Origin of the sequence: Rhodococcus maanshanensis NBRC 100610, from assembly GCF_001894865.1 — a bacterium.
Taxonomy (GTDB): domain Bacteria; phylum Actinomycetota; class Actinomycetes; order Mycobacteriales; family Mycobacteriaceae; genus Rhodococcus_G; species Rhodococcus_G maanshanensis.
The window spans coordinates 18,121-41,108 of the sequence record NZ_BCXA01000005.1 but is presented as its reverse complement, the minus strand read 5'-3'; the positions used below and the strand labels follow the sequence as shown (position 1 = coordinate 41,108).

Genomic DNA, 22,988 nt, shown 5'->3' with positions numbered 1-22,988 from the left:
TGCGACACCCTTGCTGGATACCCCCTATGGGTATATCGTTCGTGTCATGACCTCGGATCGCGGAACTCATGCCGGTCATCGCACGCCCGACGGGCAGCCGGACCGCGGCGGTCATGAAGCCCACGAAGCTCATGCGGGGCACGAAGGCCATGGCGGCCAGGGCGATCACGCGGGCCACACCGGTCACGCTGATCACGTCGGGCAGTTCCGGCGACTGTTCTGGATCATGCTCGCGATCGCCGTTCCTGTGGTGCTCGCCAACGCGATGTTCGCCGACCTGATCGGGTACACGTTGCCGCACGGCGGACCCGTCACCTGGATCTCACCGGTTCTCGGCACGGTGATGTACGTCTGGGGCGGCAGACCCTTCCTCACCGGCGCTGTCGCCGAGATCAAGGCCCGCCAGCCCGGGATGATGCTGCTGATCGCGCTGGCCATCACCGTGGCGTTCATCGCGTCCTGGGGTGCGAGCCTCGGAATCCTCAACCACGAGTTGGACTTCTGGTGGGAGCTCGCGCTTCTCATCGTGATCATGCTGCTCGGGCACTGGATCGAGATGCGCTCGCTCGGACAGGCATCGAGCGCGCTCGAATCCCTCGCCGCCCTGCTGCCGGACGAGGCGGAGCGACTCGACGGCGACGAGCCGGTCACCGTGCCGACCTCCGAGCTGACGACAGGCGATCTCGTCATCGTCCGGCCAGGCGGCCGGATCCCGGCGGACGGCACGGTCGTCTCCGGCGCGGCCGACGTGGACGAGTCGATGATCACCGGCGAGTCGGCTGCGGTCCGCCGCGCGGTGGGCGACCGGGTCGTCGCGGGCACCGTCACCACCGATTCGGCTCTGCGCGTGCAGATCACCGCGGTCGGGGACGACACCGCGCTCGCAGGTATCCAACGGCTGGTGAGCGAGGCGCAGAGTTCGTCGTCGCGGGCCCAGGTGCTGGCGGACCGGGCCGCGGGCTGGCTGTTCTGGTTCGCGCTCGGGGCCGCGGTCATCACCGCTGCCGTGTGGCTGATCCTCGGCGCCCCCGAATCCGCGGTCACCCGCACCATCACCGTTCTCGTCATCGCCTGCCCGCACGCGCTCGGACTCGCGATCCCGCTGGTCGTCTCCATCGCCACCGAGCGGGCGGCCCGCGCCGGTGTGCTCATCACCGACCGCAGGGCCCTCGAGTCGATGCGCACGGTCGACGCCGTGTTGTTCGACAAGACCGGCACCCTCACCAAGGGGGAGCCCGCCGTCGTCTCCGTCGCGGCGGCGCCCGGTTACACCGAGGACCAGGTCGTAGAGCTGGCCGCCGCCGTCGAGCGCGACAGCGAGCACCCCCTCGGCCGGGCCATCGTCGCCGCCGCCGAGCAGCGCGGGCTCGCGGTACGGGTGGCCACCGGTTTCCAGGCGCGCAACGGGGTTGGGGTGACCGCCACCGTCGCAGGCGCGGAGGTCAGTGTCGGCGGACCGGGCATGCTCGCGAGCCACGGTCTCGCCGCCCTGACACCGGCGGACGAGTGGTCGGGCCGGGGTTCGACTGTGCTGCACGTGATCCGAGACGGCGCGGTCGCCGGGGCGGTGGCACTCGCCGACGAGATCCGCCCCGAATCGAAGCAGGCCATCGACGCACTGCACGAGCGCGGTGTGCACGTCGCCATGATCACCGGCGACGCCGAGGCGGTCGCCCAGTCGGTGGCGCAGCGGTTGGGAATCGACGAGGTCTTCGCCGGTGTCCTCCCACAGGACAAGGGCGCCAAGGTCAAGGCCCTGCAGTCCGCAGGCCGCAAGGTGGCCATGGTGGGGGACGGCGTCAACGACGCACCCGCGCTGGCGCAGGCCGACGTGGGGATCGCGATCGGTGCGGGCACCGACGTGGCGATCGCGTCCGCGGGTGTCGTGCTCGCCAGCGACGACCCCCGCTCGGTGCTGTCGGTGATCGAACTCTCCCGTGCGACCTACCGGAAGATGATCCAGAACCTGAGCTGGGCAGCGGGGTACAACCTGATCTCGGTGCCGCTCGCCGCCGGGGTGCTCGCGCCGTGGGGGTTCACCCTCCCGATGGAGGTCGGGGCGCTGTTGATGTCGGCCTCGACGGTCGTCGTCGCGATCAACGCGCAGCTGCTGCGGCGGCTGGACCTGCGGCCCTCGGCCGTTCTCGCGAAGCGGCCTGAGTAACCTCACCACGTGGCCGCGGACGGGATGGCCGAGGCTGCGAAGGGCGGTTGCGGACGGTGATGCTGATGACTGCCACGACAGCCGACGATGTCGAGCTCTCCTTTCGCGATTCCGGTGGCGACGATCCGGTTCCGGTGATCCTGGTGCACGGCATGGGCGGCGACAGCCACACCTGGGATCGGTTCGCCAGGACCCTTGTCGGCAGGGGGCGCCGGGTGATCGCCCTCGACCTGCGTGGCCACGGCCGCAGCGCGCACGCGCCGTCGTATCTGTTCGCCCAGTTCGGTGCCGACCTCCTGCATCTGTGCGACCACCTCCTGCTCGAACGGGTGGACCTGGTCGGGCACTCGCTCGGCGGGCACACGGCCTCGCTGGTCGCGCAGGCACGCCCGGACCTGGTGCGGCGCCTGGTCCTCGAGGAGGCGCCGCTGCCGCTCCGGACCGGCGAGACGCTGGGGCGGTTGAGCAGCAGATTGCCGACGCCGGTCGAACTCTGGCACGCCGTGACCGGGGTGATCCGACACCCGCGCGCGGTCCTCACGTTCGACCGGTCGATGACCCGCAGCGCGCTGGCCCAGTTCCGCGAACCGAACCCGGTGTGGTGGCAGAACCTGTCCGACATCGCCGCCCCGACCCTCGTGATCAGCGGCGGCCCGGGTGGGATGGTCGACCCGGACCGGCTGGCGGCGGCCACGGCCGCCATCCCGCGGTGCCAGGCGATCACGATCAAGGTCGGCCACAGCGTGCACCGCGACCGGCCGAATCAGTTCGAGGCCGCCGTGACGGCGTTCCTCGAGGACTGATCGTCGGCCGCCGCGTCACCACCCCGCGCTGAACGAGTACCAGGGCCCGCGCAGGTGCCAGACCTGCACGCCCTCGCCCACCGGGTCGGGAGTGGTGGGCTCTCCGTCCGGCAGGTAGGCGACCCCGTCGTCATCAAGGAAGCCGCTGTCGGTGACGACGAAATAGACGTTGTCCCCGTGCCTGCGGACGTCCCGGACGTCGTAACCGCCGATTCGGCCGTCGAAGTCGGCCCGGTCGGCGCCCGACCTGACCTCCTCGACGGCCGCCGCGAAGTCCGACTGCGAGAGCTGCCAGCGTGCCTGCAGCGGGACGTCGAACACCAGCAGCGTTGCGCTGGTCAGCGCAACCAGCGGCGCCGCGAGGATCCAGTTGGACCAGGCGTTGCGGCGGACGAGGAAGGTGGTGGTCTTGACGGTCCAGCAGACCGCGATCAGCACCGTCGGCCAGAGACAGAACAGGATCAGGATCCAGCTGTTGGGCGTGGGAAAGCTGAACGCCCACAACGCCGCCCCGCACACCAGCGCGGTGGTGGCCAGCAGCGACCATCCCGGCGGCCGATCCCAGAACGTCGCCCACCACTGCCGCAAACCGCAGCCCCCTGTTGTCGACCCCGACCCGAATCAGGAGCCTACCCGCGGGGCCGCCAGCTCCCGGTCTGTCGCGCGTAGGTGGCGGGCGGTGTCCCGACCGCCGCGGTGAACGCGCGGATCAGGTGTGCCTGGTCGCTGTAGCCGAGCCGGTCGGCCAGCTCCGCCCACACCACGGGGTGTCCGCTGTGCGCCTGCTCGGCGGCGTCGAGCAGGCGGTGTCGCTGGATCACCCACTTGGGCCCGATGCCGACGTACTCGGTGAACATCCGCTGCAGGCTGCGCACGCTCATCCCGGCCAGCGCGGCAACCTCGTCGACCCGGTGGATGCCCGGGTCGTGCTCGATCCGCTCCAGCAGCGCGGCCACCTTCTCGGTGGACGGATCTGGTTCGGGCCGAACCGCTTCGAGGTAGTCCTCGACCAGCGCGGTCATCACGTCGTCGTCGACCGTCTCGAGCGCCGCGGCCGCGACCGGGCCGTCGTCCCGACCGAGGAGGTCCCCGGCGGGCAGCACGGTGCCCTCGAGCGCGCCGACGCTCGACCGCAGGAACGGACGGAACCCGCCCGCCCGGAACGCCACCCCGATCACGTGCCCGGTGCCCAACAACTTCCGGCTGAACGGATCGCGGCTCACCCCGTGCACGAGCAGCCGACCGTCCTCGGCGGCCATGTGGATCCTCGGCTGCGGGAGCACCTGCTGTTCGTGCGCGCCGTCGACGGCCCAGTGCACGATCCAGATGTACTCGACGAAGGGCGCCAGCGACTCTCGGGGGTGCCGCCGCGCGACGGTGAACCGCTCGGCGGCCTCGTCCGGGTGCAACACCGCCTCCGGCATGCCGTGGGGTGGGGTCGATTCGGTCATCGCCCTCGATCCTACGATCGGCATATGACACTGACTGCGCTCGACGGCAAGCTCATCGGCTGGTCCGCCGCGTACCTGATCTCGCAGGCCAACATCGCGCGGTTGCTCGGCCCCGCCGGGCCCAAGCTCCTCAAGACCCAGACCGCGATGTCCGCGCGGGCCTATCGGGGCGTCCTCGACAGCATGGACGAGGCGGAGACGGCCCGGTTCCGCAGTCATTTCGGACCGGACATGATCCATCCGGTCATCTACGGGGTCGCGCTGTGTACGGGGCCAAGCGGCTCGGCCAGCTCTCCGAGCTGTCTCCGACCACCCGCCGCGCGCTGTACGCGGCCCCGGTCGTCGCCGCGGCCGCGGACTACGTGGAGAACGTGGTCGACCTGTACCTGCTCGACCACCGCGACCGCATCACCGATCCGGTGGTGCGCGCGACGTCGACGGTCAGCATCACCAAGTGGGTGCTGAGCCTCGGCACCCTCGCGTACCTGTCGCAGGGCTTCGTGCGGGTGTGGGCCGGCATCGCGACCGGTCGCCGGTAGCGTCGCGTTTGTTCAATCCTCTGTCGTGGTCGCCGCCTACGGTTGGACCATGGCGGTCGAACGCAGCATCGAGCACTTCCCGGACCAGGCGAGCTTCCGCGAGTGGCTGGCCGCGCACCACGACAGCTCACCCGGCATCTGGCTCAAGTTGGCGAAGAAGGCGTCGGACCAGACCAGCCCCAGTTGGGACGAGGCCGTCGAGGTCGCGCTGTGCTTCGGCTGGATCGACGGTCAGGCCCGCAAGTGCGACGAGGACTTCTCGCTGCGCGGTTTCACCCCCAGGCGCAGGCGCAGCCCGTGGTCGAAGCGGAACCGGGAGAAGGCAGAGCGGCTGATCGCCGAGGGGCTGGTGCATCCGTCGGGGCTGGCGGAGATCGAGGCGGCCAGGGTCGACGGTCGCTGGGAGCGGGCCTACGAGGGGCAAGCCTCGGCGACCGTGCCGCAGGACTTCCTGGACGCGCTGGCCCTGGTCCCCGCGGCGGAGGAGTTCTTCGGCACGCTGAACAAGGTCAACCGCTTCGCGGTCAGCTACCGCCTGCAGGAGGCGAAGAAGCCGGAGACCCGCGCCCGCCGGATCGAGAAGTTCGTGCAGATGTTCGCCGAGGGCAAGAAGATCCATGGGTGACGCCGCGGGCACAATGGTCGGGTGACCGCCCCAGCCCCCGCACCGACCTGCTCCGCGCTCTCCGCGACGGACGAGCCGCTCGCCGGGACCGCGGCACACGTCACGGGCTGGCTGTGTCTCGAACACCCCGGCGCCTGGGGCCGCGACGTGCTCGGTGGTGAGGCGCTCGGTCCCGAGCTGTCCGCGGAACTGGAACGACGGACCGAGGCCGCGGGCGTGCGGCTGCTGCTGATCCGCAGGCCGGGCCGGAGCACCGCGCCCCCGGACAGGCGCACCGTGCTGATCGGGCGCTCGGATCCGTCCGGCGCCTGGTGCGAGCGGCTGGAGGTGGCCGATCCCGCTGCCCTGCTGGACCTCGATCTCGAGCTGCCGGCGTCCGCACCGGGGATCGGGCGTCCGGTGACCGACCCGGTGACCCTGGTCTGCGCACACGGCAAGCGCGACCAGTGCTGCGCGGTGCTCGGCAGGCCGATCGCGGCGGAGCTGTCGGCGCGGTTCGGGATTCGGTGTGGGAGTGCTCGCACACCGGCGGGCACCGGTTCGCGCCGTCGATGATCCTGCTCCCGACCGGGTACACCTACGGACGGCTCGGCACGCGGCAGAGCGTCGAGGCGGTGCTCGCGGCCGGTCGCGGCGAGGTCCAGCTCGAGGGTCTTCGGGGCCGTAGCTGCTGGGAGTCGGCAGGCCAGGTCGCAGAAATCGCGGTGCGGGAGCAGGTTTCGGCCGGCGCCTCGGACCTCACGGTGGACGAGTCCGGCACGCTGCCGGTGGTCCGCCATCGCGACGGGCGGGCATGGGCGGTCGAGCTGTCCCGCACGGAACTGGCCGCGCGTCCGCCGAGCTGTGGCGCCGCGTCGAAGGCCGTCGTCGCGCTGGTCGCGGAATCGGTCCGGCCGCTTACCGCGTGATCGGTGCGGTCCCTGGGACACTGGGGTGCATGTCCGAGAACAGTGACCTGCCGCGATACCGCGTCCTCACCGGACCCGACGACGCCGAGTTCTGCCTCCGGGTCAGCGCCGCCCTCGACGCGGGATACGACCTGCACGGATCACCCGCCGTCACCTTCGACGGTGACCGGGTCATCGTGGCGCAGGCGCTGATCCGTCCGCGCTAGCCCGACCGCCATGCGTCACCAGTGGGTGCCGGGCACCACGCGGGCGATTCGTCGTCCCACCTTCGAGACGGTGGAGTGCTTCGGCTTCGCCGCGGGTGCCGCCGCGGGCGGTGCGGCGGTGACGGCGCCGCCGTTCTCGGTCACGCCCTTGGCTGCGGGGGAGTCCGGGAACGCCCGGTACATCCGGTGCAGCACCCGGTCCTTGACGCCGGGCGCGAACAGCTGCCCGTACTCGCCGAGCGTGCCGAGCGGGTCGTCGATCCGCTTGGGGCGCTCGACCAGCCCGCGAACCACCATCGCGGCGGCCTTCTCCGGGCTGATCACCTTGCCGATGTTCGCCTTGCCCGACGGCGTGATCATTGGGGTCTCGACGAGCGGCATGTGGATGGTGGTGAAGGTGATGCCTGCCGAGAGTGTCTCGGAGGCAATGGTGTCGGTGAATCCGTCGAGGGCCGCCTTGCTGGCGACGTAGGCGGAGAACCGGGGCGTGTGGCTCTGCACGGCGGCGCTGGAGATGTTCACGACATGCCCGAAGCCGCGCTCGCGCATCTGGGGGAGCAGCGCGAGGACCAGGCGCACCGCGCCGAAGTAGTTGACGGCCATGGTGCGTTCGTAGTCGTGCAGCCGGTCGGTTGAGGCGAACACGCTGCGGCGGATCGATCGGCCGGCGTTGTTGACCAGCATGTCGACGTGGTCGTGCTCGTCGAGGATGGACTTGACGGTCTGCTCGACCGATTCCCCGTCGGTGATGTCGCAGGGATATCCGAACGCGGCGCCGCCATCGGCCCTGATCTCGGCGACGGTGGCCTCGAGCTCATCCGCGCCGCGGGCCAGCAGCAGCACGGTCGCGCCCTTGGCGGCGACGGCGCGGGCCGAGGCGCGTCCGATCCCCGAGGACCCGCCGGTGATCATCACGTGCCGGCCGGCAAGGGGACCGGACCGGCGGTTGCGGGCCGGGTCGAGGTTGCGTGCCCAGTAGGACCAGAGAACGCCTGCGTAGGAACCGAAGGGCGGCACGGTGATCCCGGTACCGCGCAGCGCCTCCTCGGTCTTGCCTGCGTCGAAGGTGGTCGGCAAGGTGAGGTGGTCGAGGATGACCGGCGGGATGCCGAGCCGGCCCAGCACCACGTTCCTGGCCGCCTCGACGCTGCGCAACGGCGGTCGCATCACCGGGGCGGCGACGACGCCGGGCAGGTCGGCCACCGGGTGCGGGGCGCCCGAGGCCTTGGCAAGGGCCGCGTACACCTCGCGGATCGGCTGTGGTTCGGGATTGACCAGGTGGAACACCTCGCCGTCCCGGCCGGGCATCAGCATCAGCGCGACGATGGCCTTGGCCACGAAGTCGACGGGGACCAGGTTGGTGGCGCCGAGGCTTGGCACGGCCACCGGGAGTCGGGAGGGCAGCTTGGCGAGCCCGGCGATGGCCGGGAACAGGTAGTACGGGCCGTCGATCTTGTCCATCTCGCCGGTGGTCGAATCCCCGACGACCGCGGCGGGGCGGTACACGCGCCAGGTCAGTCCCGCGGTCTCGCGGACGAGCTTCTCGGCCTCGAACTTGGTCCGGTGATAGGCGGTGGGGAAGCCCTGTCCGAGATCGAAGTCGTCCTCGGTGAAGGTGCCCTTGTGGTCGCCCGCGACCGCGATCGAGGAGACGTGGTGCAGGGTGGCACCGGTCCGCTTGGCGAGCTCGATGACCGACCTGGTGCCCTCGACGTTGGTGCTCGCCTGCTCGTCGCCCGCGGTCATGTCGTAGATCGCGCCGAGGTGCAGGAGATGGTCGGCGCCGGGCGGGGCGGCGTCGAGGCCGAGTCCGGGTTCGGTGAGGTCGCCGAGCAGCGGGTGCACCCGGTCGCCGCCCTCCCAGCCGGCGGCCAGCCGTCGGAGCCGGGCCGCCGAGGCCGGTCGCACCAGCACGTGCACCTGGGCGTCGGGGTCGCGGCGCAGCAGCAGTGCGAGCACGTTGCGGCCGAGGAACCCGGTCCCGCCGGTCACGATGTAGGTCGACATCAGCTTTCCTCCTACGTGGGGCTACGACAGTTAACTTACTCTGAAGTAAGAACATCTGGAAGGCCGGGACGGGAGCGAGTCTCGTGCGTGGCGCGCCCGTGTCGGCGAGGATGGGTCCCATCGGTGAAACGGGAAGAAGGAGTCGACGCGATGACGAAGTACCTGATCTCGTTCCCCAGCGGCGCCATGGTCCTTTCCGACGAGGATCTGCAGGCGGCATCGGACGCCTCGCACGCGGTGGTCGAGGAGGCGAAGGACGCAGGCGTCTGGGTGTTCGGCGGCGGAATCGACGAGAGCGTTCCGCCTGTCCTGGTCGATGGGGACGGCACCGTGACCGAGGGCACGTACCCGCAGACGGCGCAGCTAGAAGGCGGCTACGCGGTACTGGAGTTGCCCTCCCGCGAGGCGGCGCTGGAATGGGCTGCCAAGCTCGCGACCGCCTGCCGGTGCGCGCAGGAGGTACGCGCATTTCACTACGATCCCGCCAGCTGACGGGGTTCGGCATTTCCGGGCGACAGTCGGGGGTTCAGCACACAAGCACGCTGCCGCCCGCCCCGTGGACAGTGCGTCGCCGCCCGCTGATGATTTCCGTACCACAACGGCGTACCCGTTCGCCTCACCGGCGCGCAGTGGTGGACGGTAGTTGCTGCCTGCGTCCTCGCGTTCGCACTGCTGCTGCTCCCGATCGAGGGAATGAGCGGGTGCTGTTCCTCCTCAAGACGATCCCGCAGCTGTTCGGCGAGGAACTGGTCACCAGCCTGCCGCTGCTGGCCATGATGCGGATCGTCAGCTCGACTGCGCGAGCTGACGATCCGCGCCGTTCTACACGGAGACCGCGGGGAGGTCGGAGACCTCAGTGCCCGATGCCGACCTTCTCGTGCACCTTGCGCATCCACGCGGGCGCCCACCAGTTCGCCTCGCCCATCAGCTTGACCAGCGACGGGACGAGCAGCATCCGGACCACGGTGGCGTCGATGATCAGCGCCAGGATCATGCCGACGCCGAGAAACCGCATGATCGACAGCCCGGAGATGGTGAAGGCACCGGTCACGATGATCAGCAGCGCCGCGGCCGTGGTCACGATCCGGCCGGTCCGCTCGGCGCCGAACCGCACTGCCTCCTCGGTGCTCGCCCCGTTCGCCCTCGCCTCGACCATCCTCGACATGAGGAACACCTCGTAGTCGGTGGACAGGCCGAACACGACCGCGAGGATCAGGACCACGAAGGTCGCCTCCAGCGGGGCCGGGGTCACATCGAGCAGGTCGGCGCCGTTGCCGTCCTGGAAGATCCAGGTCAGCACGCCGAACGTGGCGGCCATGCTCAGCCCGGCCATCGCCACCGCCTTGATCGGCAGGACCACCGACCCGAACGCGAGGAACAGCAGCACGAGGGTCGAGCCGACCATGATCGCGAGCATCAGGGGCAGCTTCGCGGTGACCGCGTCGTTGCCGTCGTCTACGAGGGCGGCGCCGCCGCCGACCAGCACGTCGACGCCAGCCGGGGCCGGGATGGCCCGCACATCGCGGACCACCTGGCCGGGGGTTGCCCCCTCGGCGTAGGTCGCGGACAGGATCGCGAAATCGTCCGACGCCGCGACCATCCGCGCCGCGGCGACACCGTCGACGGCCCGCACCTGCGCACCGACCTCGCTGAGCTGGGCGGTGGTGGGGGGCGCCCCGTTCTCGCCCCGCACCATCACCGTCGCGGCCTCACCGGTGGCGGGGAACTCGGTGGACAGCGTGTCCGCCGCGGTGCGGGCCGGGTCGTTCGGCGGCAGTGCGGTGTAGGTGACCTCGCCGAGACTCGCGCCGAACAACGGCGCGGCCAGCAGCAGCAGGCCCGCGGTGATGGTCACCGCCACCGTGGCAGGCCTGCGCATCACCTTGGTGACCACACCGCCCCAGAACTTGCGGGCCCGCTCCTCGCCGCGTTCGACGGTTCCGCGCCGCCAGGCGAGCGAGTTGATCCGGTGGCCGAGGACCGCGAGCAGCGCGGGCACCGCGGTGAGGGAGAGCACCGCAGCCCCGGTCACGGCGGCGATCGCCCCGAAACCGAGCGAACGGATGACCGCCTGCGGGAACACCAGCATGCCTGCGAAGGCGCAGACCAAGAGCAGCCCGGAGAACATCACGGTGCGTCCGGCCGTGTCGACCGTGCGGCGCACGGCGGCGCCGGGTTCGGTGCCAGAGGCCAGCTCTTCCCGGAAGCGGCTGACGATGAACAGGCCGTAGTCGATGGCAAGGCCGAGCCCGAGCAGGGAGGCGACGTTGATCGAGAACGAACTGACCTCGGTGACGGTGGTGAGCAGTCGCAGGATCGCCAGCGCGCTGAGCACCGCCAGCATTCCGACGAACACCGGGACGGCCGCGGCCGTGACGGTGCCGAAGACGACCACCAGGAGCAGCAGGGTGATGGGCAGCGCGATGGCCTCCGCGCGCACCAGGTCCTGCTGCAAGTGGACGTTGAAGGAGTACCCGACGACGGTGCCGCCCGCGAACTCGGTGTCGATGCCGGGTGGGGTGAGCGCCGCGGTCATCTTGTCCAGCTCGGTGAAATGCGCGCCCGCGTCCCAGTCGATCGAGATCGTCGCGAGGGCCTTGGTGCCGTCGTTCGAGGTCATCAGCTTCGCGGTGTTCGGGTCGACGGACCAGTACGAGGCGGTGGCGAGGGTGGGCACCTGCCCCCGGAACGCCGCCAGGTTCTGTTCGACCTCGGGGCCGATGTCCGCGAGGGTCTTGCCCTCCGGTGCGGTGTAGATCGCGACGATGTCCGGTGACTGTGGGCCGAACTTCTCGTTGACCAGCGAGCTGACCTGTGCCGCTTCGCTGTTCGGGTCGATATAGCCGCCCTGGCTGAGCTTGCTGAAGACCCCGAGTCCCCAGAGTCCGCTGATCACGACGGCGAGCACCGTCAGAATCAGGACCCACCATTTCCGGGAGACGACGAATTTGGCCCAGCGCGTCATGTATGACTCTCTCGGATCGGGGGGTCGGATGCGCCACGACTCTACCGATGGCCTGCGCGGGGCTGCCCCTGGTGCCCGGCCGTCGAAACGCGGAGAGTGGACCCATGGGCATTCCGGATGTCATGTCGGGATGGCGGGTCCGCGAACCAGGGCCGATGCGCGGCGAGCCGGTCGAGCTCGCGGAGCTGCCGGTGCCGGAACCGGGCCCCTCGGAGCTGCTGGTGCGGGTCCGCGTGTGCGGGGTCTGCCGCACCGATCTGCACGTGGCCGAGGGCGATCTGCCCGTGCACCGCGGCCACGTGGTGCCCGGCCACGAGGTGGTGGGCGAGGTGGTCGGGTGGGGCGACGAGGCCGGCTCGGACTTCGGTCTCGGCGACCGGGTCGGGATCGGATGGCTCCGGCAGACCTGCGGCGAGTGCCGACACTGCCGCCGCGGTCGGGAGAATCTCTGTCCGCACTCGCGATACACGGGATGGGACGTCGACGGTGGGTACGCGGAGTTCGCCACCGTGCCCTCGGCATTCGCACACCGGCTGCCCGACGGTTATCTGGACGAGGAGCTGGCGCCGCTGCTGTGCGCCGGGATCATCGGCTACCGGGCGTTGATGTGCGCGGAGGTTCCGGAGGGCGGGCGCCTCGGCATCTACGGCTTCGGTGGCAGCGCCCACCTGGCGGCGCAGGTCGCGTTGGCGCGGGGCGCCGAGGTCCACGTCATGACGAGGGGGGAGCGGGCCAGGGAGCTGGCGCTGGAGCTCGGCGCCTCCTCGGCATCCGGCGCCGCGGACCCGCCGCCGGTGCCGCTGGACTCGGCGATCCTGTTCGCCCCGGTCGGCGAGCTGGTCCCGACCGCGCTGGCCGCCCTCGATCGGGGCGGCACGCTGGCTGTCGCGGGCATCCACCTCTCCGACATCCCGCCTTTGAACTATCAGCGGCACCTGTTCCAGGAGCGCACGCTGCGATCGGTCACGGCCAACACCCGCGCGGACGCCCGCGAGTTCCTGGAGTTCGCGGGGACGCACCGGCTGTTGGTCAACGCGATGGGGTACTCGCTCGACGAGGCCGACCGGGCGCTGTCGGACCTGAAGGAGGGGCGGGTAACCGGCGCCGCGGTGCTCATCGTGTGAGGCGTCGGAACTGCTTCCGACTGCCCAGCTGATCACCTGGTCCAAGGCATGGCCGGACCGGATCTGGGCGGTAGAGATCTGGCAAGTCGCCAAGCGATTGTGGCGAACCATGCGCGACGATTTCGAACGAGGGCTGGTGCCCGTGTCGCTGTCTGCGTAGCTCGCTTCGCGTCCAAGTGTCCTGCTCCGGATCATCTGTTCGGTGCCCGAGCAAATAGCCAATCGGATGATGTGGCCCCCTGGGCCTGATTCGTAGCGTGGGGGACATGAACATCATCTCGCTGATCTCCCGCCGTACCGCTTTCGCCGCCTCGGCCGCCGTGCTCGCCGCACTCGCGATCGCCCCGACCGCCGCCGCTGCCGCCGCGCCGGCGTACTTCGGCTCGTCCCACGTCGCGCAGACCCCCTCGGACGTGCTCGCCTCGACCCCGTGGAAGACCACCAGCGCGATCGACCAGGACGGCAACCGCGTCGCCCTCGACAACCCGGCCGTCTCGAACTTCGTGGGCTGGGCCTACTTCAAGGCAGACGGCACGTACACGATGTACAACCTCGACGACAGCCCCAAGCTGCACGGCGACTGGACCGTCACCCCCGACGGCTCCGAGCGCTGGATCAACGCGAAGAACGACGCCGGCCAGGTTCTCTTCCAGCGTGTCGTCCCGATCACCCAGCTCGACAAGAACGTCTTCACTTACCGCATCTTCCCGAACGCAGCCGACACGAGCGTCTACTACGACATCGTGCACACCAAGACCAACCACGTCGAGCCCGGTACCGACGGCCGTGGCCCCGGCGCGAACGGCAACCAGGGCGGCAACGGCAGCGCCGACTACCACTTCAACAACGGCAACAGCCACTGACCCGAACACACAGAAGGCCCGGTCCCCGATGGGGGCCGGGCCTTCTGCAAGTTCTGGGAGCGCCAGCTGTTGACGTGCGGTGATGTCACATCCCACCTCGAGGCCGGCCCTGGGTCAGCTAGGCGAGGGACGCTATCGTGCTGTCGCCTGCGCGGTCGGCCGGTTCGATGCTCCGCCGCTTGACGAGAAGAATGATCGCGAGGATCGGGTAGGCCAGCAGCGGCGCGAAAGTACCCACGTACGCCTGCTGATCCAGAAGGATGACGGCCCCGGTGAGCAGCGAGAAGTCGAAGAGTCCGTGCATGACGGAGTTGAGTGCGTTGCTGCCCGAGACACGGCGGGTGAGGTAGAAGAAGTATCCCGCGACGCTGACAATGGCAGCCTGGGCGATTGCGCCTGAACCGCCGCCGGTGAACGCGTTCGACAGATGCACCACGCCGAAGATGACGCTGGACCACAATGCGACCTGGCCCTCGCGGAGACCGTGTTGGCGCAGCACCGTGACACCGATGCCGCGGAACATGCCCTCTTCACCCCAGCCGACGAACTGCGTGGCGATGAGAAGGCACACGATGAACAGCCAGCCCTTTTCCGACAGCGCGCTGTAATTGATTCCCAGCAGGATCGCGCCGAGGAGGATCGCCGGCACGACCCAGACCCATCTGTTGACCGGGCGGTCGTCCTTCATCACCGGCCGCCACCACCCGAGCGCGGCGATGACACCGTAGGTGAAGATCACGGAGAGCCCGAGCGGGATCAGCATGGTGAAGACCACCCCCCGGGTGGTCAGGGTGTCGTCCTCGTCGGCCCAGCCGCCGATCAGCATCCCGCTGACCTTGATGATCACGAGGTATGCGATGACGATCACGGCGAAGGTCAGGTAGGAGAGGCGACGGCCAGTGATTGCCGGCGGTGGAGCCTCGTGCTTCGGTGCCACGTACTCTGCCATGACCATTCTCCTTGTTCACTGCCGATATTCCGGGCCCACACGGGCGGATGCATCGACCATCCTGTGTGCCTCGCCCCACGGTCGGCCTCGTCCGATCTGGGTGAAATGAGTGGTACCAGGCTCACGATCCCGAGTCGGAACATTCCCCTCGGAGTCCGCGAGGTCGCGGGCGGTCTGCGTCGCATCGCCGGGGGTCACCAGTCCATCGACGGCGAGGGGGAGGGCGAGGCCTGCGAGCGCGGCCATGGCCAGCAGCGCGACCCCCGCGACGAGGCAGGCGCGGCGCCAGGACCGGTCCTACGCCGCCGCCGCGCCCTCGAGCGGGACGGTGATATGGACGCCGCTCACGCGTCCACCGAGGTGGCGGGCATGCGCTCGCGGCCCGGTCCAGCCACCCGCACCGAGAAGGGGCGGAATCCCTTGGCGATGAGCAGGATCGGCAGGATCAGCTCGAACAGGCCGCCGGGGACGTACATCAGCATCCCGGGGCCGGAGTCGAGCGTGGCGATGTCGAGCAGGCCCGCCGGGATGGCGAGGAGCAGTACGCCGTAGCCGACGAGGCCGAGCCAGGCGAGCCAGGACGGGACGAGTCCGGTCCGGAGCAGTACGAACGACAGGATCAGTCCGGCGATGCCGGAGAAGAGGTAGATGAGCAACTCGTACTGCTCGAACTGCGACTTCGTGGCGAGCAGGTAGACGCCGATCGCTCCGATCGCCGCGCACTCGAGGCACCGGGTGACCAGGTAGGCATCGGCGAGGGTCCTGCTGTATCGGCCAAGGGTTCGGCGCAGTGCGAGGCCGATGCCGACCACGGCGAGGCCGCAGACGGTTTGGAGCAATACGCCGGCGACCAGGCTGCCGGTCTCGGTGGAGAAGTACTCCTGGATCAGGGCGTCCCCGACCAGGAACGCTGCGGTGGAGAAGAGGAACAGCGCGCCGACCGTGTGGGCGGTGGTTCTGCTCGCTGTGTCGGTGCCCTGGCGGTCGTGGCCTGTTGGGGTTGTCGGCATGACGTCTTCCTCGGTGGTGGACGTGAGACTTACGGTGTAAGTAGTTCTACGCTTACAGGGTAAGTGCGTCAAGGTGAGAGGGGGAGGCATGACACCGCCCAGGTCTGCGCGGGGTCCGCGCGGCCGGCTGAGTCGGGACGAGGTGCTCCTGGCCGCCGTCGCCTATGCCGACGAACACGGGATCGCGTCGCTGAGCATGCGCAAGCTCGGCGAGGTGCTCGCGGTCGAGGCGATGTCCCTCTACAACCACGTGGCCAACAAGGACGACCTTCTCGACGGGATGGTCGACCACGTCTTCGGCGAGATCGTGCTCGACCCGGACGCATCCGGCTGGCGGCAGGCGATGCGACTGCGGGCGACCTCGGCCCGCGAGGTGTTGTTGCGTCATCGATGGGCGATCGGGCTCTTGGACTCGAGGACCAGTCCCGGCCCGGCGACGCTGCGGCATCATGATGCCGTCCTCGGGAGTCTTCGGGCGGGGGGCTTCTCGGTTCCGATGGCCGCGCACGCGTTCGCCGTCCTCGACAGCTACATCTACGGCTTCGCGCTGCAGGAGGCCGCACTTCCCTTTGAGGGTCCGCAGGAGACCGAGGACCTGGCTCAGGCGATCTTGGCGGGAATGCCGGCCGACGAGTATCCGCACCTCACCGAGCTGGCCGTGGAGCACGTGCTGCAACCCGGCTACGAATTCGGCAACGAGTTCGAGTTCGGCCTCGACCTGATCCTCGACGGCCTGGAGAGGGCTTCCGCGGCAACCTGATTCGCGGCGCCTGCCGCTCGGGTGCCGCCCGGCCGGGGTGGGCACCCGGCTGAGGCCTGTTGACTCCCGTGCGCAGCCCGTTCATAATAGAACACACGTTCGATGTGACTTCCCCGCTCGAGCTCCGCCGCCGGATCCCCGACGGCCGGATGCGCAGGGAAGGTGAACGCGATGGGCTGGGGAAACGGGCCACCGACGTGGTCGGAGATGGAGCGGGTGCTCTCCGGCAGGCCGGGACGCAACCCGCCGGAGGCGATGTACCCCGGCGACGGCAGCGACAGCCCGGCCTGGTCCCGCAAGCGCGGCGAGTACCGCGCGGGCCCGATCTCCAGGGACGAGACGCCGACCGTGCCCTACGCGGAGCTGCACGCGCACTCTGCCTTCAGCTTTCTCGACGGCGCGAGCCCGCCCGAGGAACTGGTGGAGGAAGCGGTCCGGCTCGGGCTCGAGGCGATCGCGCTGACCGACCACGACGGGCTCTACGGGGTTGTGCGCTTCGCGGAGGCGGCCAAGGAGCTGAACATGCGCACCGTCTTCGGTGCTGAACTGTCCCTGCCGTCACACGATGCGGACTCGGCCGGTTCGCGGACGGGGACGCCGGACCCGGGCGGCACCCACCTGCTGGTGCTGGCGCGCGGGCGGGAGGGCTACCGGCGGCTGTCGCGGCAGCTCGCGGCGGCACACCTGGCGGGAGGGGAGAAGGGCAAGCCGCGCTACGACCTGGACGAGCTGACCGAGGCGGCTGGTGGGCACTGGCAGATCCTCACCGGTTGCCGCAAGGGACACGTGCGCATGGCGCTCGATTCCGGGGGCGTCTCGGCGGCGGAGGCGGAGCTACGCGGACTGGTGGAGAGGTTCGGCAGGGACCGGGTCACCGTCGAGCTCACCCACCACGGCGTGGCCGAGGACGACGAACGCAACGGCGCGCTGGCCGAGCTCGCCACGGCCGCGGGACTGCCCGTCATCGCCTCCACCGCAGCACATTTCGCCGCCCCGGCACGCCGACGCCTGGCCATGGCGATGGCGGCGGTCCGCGCCAGGCAGAGCCTGGACGAGGCGGCCGGCTGGCTGGGGCCGACCGGCGGCGCGCACCTGCGGTCCGGCGCGGAGATGGCCCGGCTGTTCGCCGCGCATCCCACCGCGGTGCCGGGCGCGGCCGAGCTGGGCCGCGAGTGCGCCTTCGACCTGCGGCTGATCGCGCCCGAGCTGCCGCCGTTCGAGGTGCCCGAGGGCCACGACGAGGACAGCTGGCTGCGGGAACTGACGATGGTGGGTGCCAGGCGGCGCTACGGCACGCCCGAGCAGCGGCCCGACGCCTACCGGCAGATCGAGCACGAGCTGACGATCGTCGCCCAGCTGGGGTTCCCGGGGTACTTCCTGGTCGTGCACGACATCGTGTCCTTCTGTCACCGCAACGACATCCTCTGTCAGGGCAGGGGATCGGCGGCGAACTCGGCCGTCTGCTACGCGATCGGCATCACCAACGTCGACCCGGTGGGGAACAAGCTGCTGTTCGAGCGGTTCCTCTCGCCCGAGCGGGACGGCCCGCCCGACATCGACGTCGACATCGAATCGGATCGCCGCGAGGAGGCGATCCAGTACGTCTACAACCGTTACGGCCGCGCCTATGCGGCGCAGGTCGCGAACGTCATCACCTACCGCGGCAAGATGGCGGTGCGGGACATGGCTCGGGCGCTCGGCTTCTCGCAGGGCCAGCAGGATGCGTGGAGCAAGCAGGTCAGTCGATGGACCGGGGTGAAAGACGAGACCGGCACCGATATCCCGCCCGCGGTGCTGGAGCTCGCTGGCCAGATCGAGGGTCTGCCACGGCATCTCGGCATCCACTCCGGCGGCATGGTGATCTGCGACCGTCCGATCGCCGACGTGTGTCCGGTGGAATGGGCGCGGATGGAGAACCGGAGCGTTCTCCAGTGGGACAAGGACGACTGCGCGGCGGTGGGGCTGGTCAAGTTCGACATGCTCGGGCTCGGCATGCTCTCCGCGCTGCATTACATGATCGACCTGGTCGCCGAGCACAAGGGCCTCGAGGTGGACCTGGCCAGGCTGGACCTGTCCGAGGACCCGGTCTACGAGATGCTGCAGCGAGCCGATTCGGTCGGGGTGTTCCAGGTGGAATCCCGCGCCCAGATGGCCACCCTGCCGCGACTGAAGCCGCGCAACTTCTACGACCTGGTGGTGGAGGTGGCGCTGATCCGGCCCGGGCCCATCCAGGGCGGTTCGGTGCACCCGTACATCCGGCGCCGCAACGGGATCGAGCCCGTCACCTACGATCACCCGTCGCTGGAGAAGGCCCTGGAGCGGACCCTTGGGGTGCCGCTGTTCCAGGAACAGCTGATGCAGATGGCGGTCGACGTGGCCGGGTTCACGGCGGCCGAGGCCGACCAGCTGCGCAGGGCGATGGGGTCCAAGCGGTCGCCTGAGCGGATGGAACGGCTGCGCGGCCGGTTCTACGACGGGATGCGCGATCTGCACGGCGTCACGGGGGAGGTGGCGGACCGGATCTTCGAGAAGCTGTACGCCTTCGCGAATTTCGGTTTCCCGGAAAGTCATTCGCAGAGTTTCGCCGCGCTGGTGTTCTACTCGGCGTGGTTCAAGCTGCACCACCCGGCGGCCTTCTGCGCCGGCCTGCTGCGGGCCCAGCCGATGGGGTTCTACTCCCCGCAGTCGCTGGTCGCCGACGCCCGCAGGCACGGGGTCCTGGTGCACGGGCCGGACGTGAGCGCCAGCCTGGCGCACGCCACGCTCGAGGGCGACGGACTGGAGGTCCGGCTGGGTCTCGGGGAGGTGCGGCACATCGGTTCGGCACTGGCCGAGAAGATCGTGGCGGCCAGGTGCGAGGGCGGGCCCTACACCTCCCTGCTCGACCTGACCGGCCGGGTGGAGCTGACCACCCCGCAGGCGGAGTCGCTGGCCACCGCGGGTGCGCTCGGCTGTTTCGCCGGGTCGCGCAGGCAGGCGCTGTGGGCGGCGGGGGCGGCCGCGGGGGAGCGGCCGGGCCGGCTGCCGGGGATGGGTGCCTCCACCGTCGCGCCCACCCTTCCCGGGATGAGCGACGTCGAGCTCGCGGCCGCGGATGTGTGGGCGACCGGGGTCTCGCCGGACTCCTATCCCACCGAGTTCCTGCGTCCCCAACTCGACGCGCTTGGAGTGACCCCGGCGTCGGGGTTGCTGGCGGTGCCCGACGGCGACCGGGTGCTGGTCGGGGGAGCGGTCACCCACCGTCAGCGTCCGGCCACCGCGGGCGGGGTCACCTTCATCAACCTCGAGGACGAGACGGGGATGGTGAACGTGGTCTGCTCGGTGGGGCTGTGGGCCCGCTACCGCACGCTCGCACACACCGCACCCGCGCTCCTGGTCCGCGGGAAGGTGCAGAATGCGGAGGGTGCGGTGACGGTGGTGGCGGACCGGCTGCAGCGGATGGACCTGCGGATGGCGGGCAAGTCCCGGGACTACCGGTGAACCGCGCCGAGTGAACGCCGGGGCGTGTCGGAGCTCCGTCCGCCGTCGCCCATCGGCCTAGCATCCCCGGTATGAAGGCACCCGCGCTCGCCACGATCCTGATCCTGATCGCATTGTTGGCGGGCTGTGGTGGCGGCGAACCCGAACAGTCGCAGTCCGACTCGCAATCCTCGCCCGCGGCCGGTGCCGAGGCGGGCATCGCGCCCGATGCGAAGCTCGCCCCTGCGCCCGCGGAGGGCCTCGCCGAAAGGCAGGAGGTCACCACCGGTTCCGTCTCGCTCACCGCGGCCGACCCCGTCGACACCGGCCGCACCGTCGTGCGCATCGTCGAGAACGCGGGCGGACGGGTCGACGACCGGACCGAGCGCCCACGGACCGACGACACCGAGCCGAGCAGTTCTCTGACGGTTCGGATCCCGGCGGACCGCCTCACCGCCACCCTCGACGAGATCTCGGGCCTGGGCGAGGTGACCGGGGTCAGCGTCAGCAGGAGCGATGTCACCATGCAGACCCAGGACCTCGACGCGCGGATCGGTGCCCTGCAGGCCTCGGTCACGCGACTGCAGGGGCTGATCGCGACCGCCGCGAACACCGCGGATCTCATCGAGGCCGAGAACGCGCTCTCGCAGCGGCAGGCGGAACTCGACAGCCTCGTCGCGCAGCGACGCGCGCTGGCCGACCAGGTCGAGCTCGCGACCATCTCGATCGACATCACGACCGACGGGCCGGGCAGCGCGGACCCGGACAGTTTCTGGGACGGCGTCGTCGCCGGGTGGCACGCGTTGCTGTCCGCGTTGCACGGACTGATCGTCTTCCTCGGCCGGGCCGTCCCCTGGGTGGGCTTCCTCGCGCTGGTCGTCCTCGTCGGGTACGCCCTCGTGCGGCTGGTCCGCAGGCGCTGACCCCCGGCGTCCCGGGGTGTGACCGGTCACGCCCACGGCCATGGAGATACCCGAGGGGGTATAGTTCGATTCGACTGAGAGGAGTCGCCGTGAAGGTCGTCATCGTGGGTGGGGTCGCCGGAGGCATGTCCGCCGCGACCAGGTTGCGTCGCCTGGACGAGGAGGCGGAGATCGTCGTCTTCGAGCGCGGCGCGCACGTGTCGTTCGCGAACTGCGGGCTGCCCTACTACGCGGGCGGGGTCATCGAGGACCGGGAGGCGCTGCTGCTGCAGACCCCGGAGAGCCTCGCCGCCCGGTTCCGCCTCGACGTGCGGGTGCGCACCGAGGTGGTCGCCGTCGACCCCGTCGCCAGGACGGTCACCGTCCGCGATCTGCGGACGGGCGAGGAGAGTGCGGAGTCGTACGACTCGCTGGTGCTCAGCCCCGGCGCGAGCCCCATCGTCCCCGACATCGAGGGCGTCGGGCGGGCGCTGGTCCTGCGCGACGTCGAGGACGTGGACCGGCTGGTCGGCGAGCTGAATGCCGACGCCCGTACCGCGGTGATCGTCGGGGCCGGGTTCATCGGCGTCGAGCTCGCCGAGAACCTGCGACGCCGTGGACTCGAGGTCACCGTCGTCGAGCTGGCCGACCAGGTGCTGGCCCCGCTCGATCCCGAGATGGCGTCGCCGGTAGCGGATGAGCTGCGCGGCAACGGCGTCCGGCTCGAGCTCGGCACCCAGGTGACCGGAATAGGCGCGGACACCGCGACCCTCGCCGACGGCCGCCTGATCCCGGCCGATGTCGTCGTGATGGCCATCGGGGTGCGGCCCGAGACCGCGCTGGCGGTCGGCGCGGGCATCGAGGTCGGGCCTCGCGGCGGCATCGTGGTCGACGCGAGCATGCGGACCTCGGTTGAGGGGGTCTACGCGGTCGGCGACGCGGTGGAGAAGACCGACGCGCTCACCGGCGGCGCCGGACTGGTTCCGCTGGCGAACCCCGCGAACCGGCAGGGCCGGCTGGTCGCGGACGTGATCGCGGGCAGGCCGGTGCGGGCGCGCCCCGTCGTCGGCACGGCGATCGTCGGGGTGTTCTCGCTGATGGTGGCCGCGGTCGGGTGGAACGAGAAGCGGTTGCGCGCCGCGGGCCGCGGGTACCGGGCCATCCACACGCACCCGCAGTCGCACGCCGGCTACTACCCGGGCGCGCAGGGCATGTCGCTCAAGCTGCTCGTCGACCCGGAGACCGACGCGATCCTCGGTGCCCAGGGCGTCGGCGGCGACGGCGTCGACAAGCGCATCGATGTGATCGCGACGGCCATGGTCGGCGGCCTCACCGCCGCCGAGCTGGCAGACCTCGAACTGGCCTATGCGCCGCAGTTCGGTTCGGCGAAGGACCCGGTGAACATGCTCGGCTACGTCGCGGACAACCTGCGCACCGGGACCACCGCCACGGTGCAGTGGCACGAGCTGCCTGCGCTGGTCGAGGCCGGTGCGGTGCTGGTGGACGTGCGCACCCCTGCCGAGTTCGCACAGGGCTCGATCCCCGGTTCGCTGAACATCGAGCTCGACCAGTTGCGCTCGCGCGCAGCCGAATTGCCGGACGGCGAGCTGGTCGCGATCTGCCAGGTCGGCCAGCGCGGCCACACCGCGACCCAGCTGCTGCGCCAGCTCGGGCGCAGCGTGCGCAACCTGGACGGCGGCTACCGCACCTGGCAGGCAGGGCGGATGCCGGTCGGCGAGTTCGTCTAGGCGCGATACCTACTCGCGCACAAGCCGCCGGGACGCTAGCTCTCGTCGTCGGCGGGGGCCTCGCCGGGCTGCTCGTCGGTCTCGGCCTTCGGGGCGGGCGGCTCGTCGTCGTTGGTCTCGTCGAGCACGCTCACCGTCACCCCGTACGGCAGGAACCGCACCAGTCGCCGCGGGTCGGTGTTGTTCTTGTGCATCCGCAGCGCCTCGAGCTCGGTCGCGAACACCTGGTCCACCCGGGCAGACCCGTCCTCGTCGACGGTGTAGATGGCCCACACGCCGTCGCCGGTGTCGCCCGTCGTCTCCGGCCTCGGCCGGGGCCACGACGTGCTGGTTCCCACGTTGAACGAGTGCGAGTAGGGGATGCCCGCGTCGTCGAGGAACCTGCCGAATTTCTCGGCGGCGTCGCGCAGTCCCGCACTGGCCTCGCGGGCGATGCGCTCGATGTCTTCCGGATCGATGCCGAACGGTCCCCTGCTGCCCATGGAAATTCTCCTTGGTCGCCCCG

General features: G+C 70.3%; 18 protein-coding genes and 2 pseudogenes. 13 read left to right on the top strand and 7 right to left on the bottom strand.

Annotated elements, in window-relative coordinates; translation table 11 throughout:
- Nucleotides 1–46 precede the first annotated feature (46 nt).
- Both RM1_RS02995 and RM1_RS02990 read left to right on the top strand, forming a co-directional pair.
- Nucleotides 47–2,164, top strand: coding sequence for a copper-translocating P-type ATPase (locus RM1_RS02995; protein ID WP_083576494.1), 2,118 nt, complete (start codon nucleotides 47–49; stop codon nucleotides 2,162–2,164).
- Between the two features lie 59 nt (nucleotides 2,165–2,223).
- Nucleotides 2,224–2,967 carry an alpha/beta fold hydrolase gene (locus RM1_RS02990; protein ID WP_092667763.1) on the top strand — a complete coding sequence of 248 codons (744 nt, stop codon included), beginning with the start codon at nucleotides 2,224–2,226 and terminating at the stop codon, nucleotides 2,965–2,967.
- Nucleotides 2,968–2,982: 15 nt separating this feature from the next.
- Here RM1_RS02990 and RM1_RS02985 read toward each other — a convergent pair whose 3' ends face one another.
- Nucleotides 2,983–3,555: a hypothetical protein gene (locus RM1_RS02985; protein WP_072749950.1), complete on the bottom strand. Its 573-nt coding sequence runs from the start codon at nucleotides 3,553–3,555 to the stop codon at nucleotides 2,983–2,985.
- Nucleotides 3,556–3,596: 41 nt separating this feature from the next.
- Nucleotides 3,597–4,418, bottom strand: a complete 822-nt coding sequence (locus RM1_RS02980; RefSeq protein WP_072750044.1) for an AraC family transcriptional regulator — start codon at nucleotides 4,416–4,418, stop codon at nucleotides 3,597–3,599.
- A 24-nt stretch (nucleotides 4,419–4,442) separates the two neighbouring features.
- Between RM1_RS02980 and RM1_RS02975 the strand changes: the two are divergent.
- The 4 genes and pseudogenes from RM1_RS02975 (at nucleotide 4,443) to RM1_RS02960 (ending at nucleotide 6,696) form a co-directional block, all read left to right on the top strand.
- Nucleotides 4,443–4,957: pseudogene (locus tag RM1_RS02975) on the top strand (hypothetical protein).
- A gap of 49 nt (nucleotides 4,958–5,006) precedes the next feature.
- A complete protein-coding gene (locus tag RM1_RS02970; protein WP_072750043.1) occupies nucleotides 5,007–5,582 on the top strand; it encodes a YdeI/OmpD-associated family protein in 576 nt (191 codons plus the stop codon).
- 21 nt (nucleotides 5,583–5,603) lie between these two features.
- Nucleotides 5,604–6,490: pseudogene (locus RM1_RS02965) on the top strand (ferredoxin family protein).
- A 29-nt stretch (nucleotides 6,491–6,519) separates the two neighbouring features.
- Nucleotides 6,520–6,696, top strand: a complete 177-nt coding sequence (locus RM1_RS02960; protein ID WP_072749949.1) for a DUF1737 domain-containing protein — start codon at nucleotides 6,520–6,522, stop codon at nucleotides 6,694–6,696.
- 15 nt (nucleotides 6,697–6,711) lie between these two features.
- Here the strand turns inward: RM1_RS02960 and RM1_RS02955 are convergent, their stop codons facing one another.
- Nucleotides 6,712–8,703, bottom strand: coding sequence for an SDR family oxidoreductase (locus RM1_RS02955; protein ID WP_072749948.1), 1,992 nt, complete (start codon nucleotides 8,701–8,703; stop codon nucleotides 6,712–6,714).
- Between the two features lie 150 nt (nucleotides 8,704–8,853).
- Here RM1_RS02955 and RM1_RS02950 point away from each other — a divergent pair, with 150 nt between their 5' ends.
- Nucleotides 8,854–9,195, top strand: coding sequence for a YciI family protein (locus RM1_RS02950; protein ID WP_072749947.1), 342 nt, complete (start codon nucleotides 8,854–8,856; stop codon nucleotides 9,193–9,195).
- A gap of 361 nt (nucleotides 9,196–9,556) precedes the next feature.
- On the opposite strand, the gene RM1_RS02945 is transcribed toward RM1_RS02950, so the two are convergent.
- The gene (locus RM1_RS02945; RefSeq protein WP_072749946.1) at nucleotides 9,557–11,668 is read right to left on the bottom strand and encodes an MMPL family transporter; all 2,112 of its coding nucleotides are present in this window, start codon (nucleotides 11,666–11,668) and stop codon (nucleotides 9,557–9,559) included.
- Nucleotides 11,669–11,790: 122 nt separating this feature from the next.
- On the opposite strand from RM1_RS02945, the gene RM1_RS02940 reads away from it, so the two are divergent.
- Both RM1_RS02940 and RM1_RS02935 read left to right on the top strand, forming a co-directional pair.
- Complete coding sequence (locus RM1_RS02940; protein ID WP_072750042.1) at nucleotides 11,791–12,792, top strand: zinc-binding alcohol dehydrogenase family protein; 1,002 nt, start codon at nucleotides 11,791–11,793, stop codon at nucleotides 12,790–12,792.
- Nucleotides 12,793–13,058: 266 nt separating this feature from the next.
- Nucleotides 13,059–13,655 carry a DUF4822 domain-containing protein gene (locus RM1_RS02935; protein ID WP_072749945.1) on the top strand — a complete coding sequence of 199 codons (597 nt, stop codon included), beginning with the start codon at nucleotides 13,059–13,061 and terminating at the stop codon, nucleotides 13,653–13,655.
- Nucleotides 13,656–13,773: 118 nt separating this feature from the next.
- Here the strand turns inward: RM1_RS02935 and RM1_RS02930 are convergent, their stop codons facing one another.
- Together RM1_RS02930 and RM1_RS02925 are read right to left on the bottom strand one after the other, a co-directional pair.
- Complete coding sequence (locus tag RM1_RS02930) at nucleotides 13,774–14,604, bottom strand: CPBP family intramembrane glutamic endopeptidase (RefSeq protein ID WP_072750041.1); 831 nt, start codon at nucleotides 14,602–14,604, stop codon at nucleotides 13,774–13,776.
- 344 nt (nucleotides 14,605–14,948) lie between these two features.
- Entirely contained in the window at nucleotides 14,949–15,614 is a 666-nt protein-coding gene (locus RM1_RS02925) for a DUF4386 domain-containing protein (RefSeq protein WP_072749944.1), read from the bottom strand.
- Nucleotides 15,615–15,702: 88 nt separating this feature from the next.
- On the opposite strand from RM1_RS02925, the gene RM1_RS02920 reads away from it, so the two are divergent.
- The 4 genes from RM1_RS02920 (at nucleotide 15,703) to RM1_RS02905 (ending at nucleotide 22,483) form a co-directional block, all read left to right on the top strand.
- Nucleotides 15,703–16,374 (top strand): TetR/AcrR family transcriptional regulator C-terminal domain-containing protein, encoded by a 672-nt coding sequence (locus tag RM1_RS02920; RefSeq protein WP_072749943.1) that lies wholly within the window; start codon nucleotides 15,703–15,705, stop codon nucleotides 16,372–16,374.
- Nucleotides 16,375–16,545: 171 nt separating this feature from the next.
- A complete protein-coding gene (locus tag RM1_RS02915) occupies nucleotides 16,546–19,854 on the top strand; it encodes an error-prone DNA polymerase (RefSeq protein WP_072750040.1) in 3,309 nt (1,102 codons plus the stop codon).
- 71 nt (nucleotides 19,855–19,925) lie between these two features.
- Nucleotides 19,926–20,756 carry a DUF4349 domain-containing protein gene (locus RM1_RS02910; protein ID WP_072749942.1) on the top strand — a complete coding sequence of 277 codons (831 nt, stop codon included), beginning with the start codon at nucleotides 19,926–19,928 and terminating at the stop codon, nucleotides 20,754–20,756.
- 89 nt (nucleotides 20,757–20,845) lie between these two features.
- Nucleotides 20,846–22,483 (top strand): FAD-dependent oxidoreductase, encoded by a 1,638-nt coding sequence (locus tag RM1_RS02905; RefSeq protein ID WP_072749941.1) that lies wholly within the window; start codon nucleotides 20,846–20,848, stop codon nucleotides 22,481–22,483.
- A 35-nt stretch (nucleotides 22,484–22,518) separates the two neighbouring features.
- Here RM1_RS02905 and RM1_RS02900 read toward each other — a convergent pair whose 3' ends face one another.
- Nucleotides 22,519–22,965 (bottom strand): Rv0313 family protein, encoded by a 447-nt coding sequence (locus RM1_RS02900; RefSeq protein WP_072749940.1) that lies wholly within the window; start codon nucleotides 22,963–22,965, stop codon nucleotides 22,519–22,521.
- Between the last annotated feature and the right edge of the window lie 23 nt (nucleotides 22,966–22,988).

Coding starts and splice junctions, on each gene's coding strand:
- RM1_RS02995 (WP_083576494.1), top strand. CDS start 47: ATGACCTCGGATCGCGGAACTCATGCCGGTCATCGCACGCCCGACGGG.
- RM1_RS02990 (WP_092667763.1), top strand. CDS start 2,224: ATGCTGATGACTGCCACGACAGCCGACGATGTCGAGCTCTCCTTTCGC.
- RM1_RS02980 (WP_072750044.1), bottom strand. CDS start 4,418: ATGACCGAATCGACCCCACCCCACGGCATGCCGGAGGCGGTGTTGCAC.
- RM1_RS02970 (WP_072750043.1), top strand. CDS start 5,007: ATGGCGGTCGAACGCAGCATCGAGCACTTCCCGGACCAGGCGAGCTTC.
- RM1_RS02960 (WP_072749949.1), top strand. CDS start 6,520: ATGTCCGAGAACAGTGACCTGCCGCGATACCGCGTCCTCACCGGACCC.
- RM1_RS02955 (WP_072749948.1), bottom strand. CDS start 8,703: ATGTCGACCTACATCGTGACCGGCGGGACCGGGTTCCTCGGCCGCAAC.
- RM1_RS02950 (WP_072749947.1), top strand. CDS start 8,854: ATGACGAAGTACCTGATCTCGTTCCCCAGCGGCGCCATGGTCCTTTCC.
- RM1_RS02945 (WP_072749946.1), bottom strand. CDS start 11,668: ATGACGCGCTGGGCCAAATTCGTCGTCTCCCGGAAATGGTGGGTCCTG.
- RM1_RS02940 (WP_072750042.1), top strand. CDS start 11,791: ATGTCGGGATGGCGGGTCCGCGAACCAGGGCCGATGCGCGGCGAGCCG.
- RM1_RS02935 (WP_072749945.1), top strand. CDS start 13,059: ATGAACATCATCTCGCTGATCTCCCGCCGTACCGCTTTCGCCGCCTCG.
- RM1_RS02930 (WP_072750041.1), bottom strand. CDS start 14,604: ATGGCAGAGTACGTGGCACCGAAGCACGAGGCTCCACCGCCGGCAATC.
- RM1_RS02925 (WP_072749944.1), bottom strand. CDS start 15,614: ATGCCGACAACCCCAACAGGCCACGACCGCCAGGGCACCGACACAGCG.
- RM1_RS02920 (WP_072749943.1), top strand. CDS start 15,703: ATGACACCGCCCAGGTCTGCGCGGGGTCCGCGCGGCCGGCTGAGTCGG.
- RM1_RS02915 (WP_072750040.1), top strand. CDS start 16,546: ATGGGCTGGGGAAACGGGCCACCGACGTGGTCGGAGATGGAGCGGGTG.
- RM1_RS02910 (WP_072749942.1), top strand. CDS start 19,926: ATGAAGGCACCCGCGCTCGCCACGATCCTGATCCTGATCGCATTGTTG.
- RM1_RS02900 (WP_072749940.1), bottom strand. CDS start 22,965: ATGGGCAGCAGGGGACCGTTCGGCATCGATCCGGAAGACATCGAGCGC.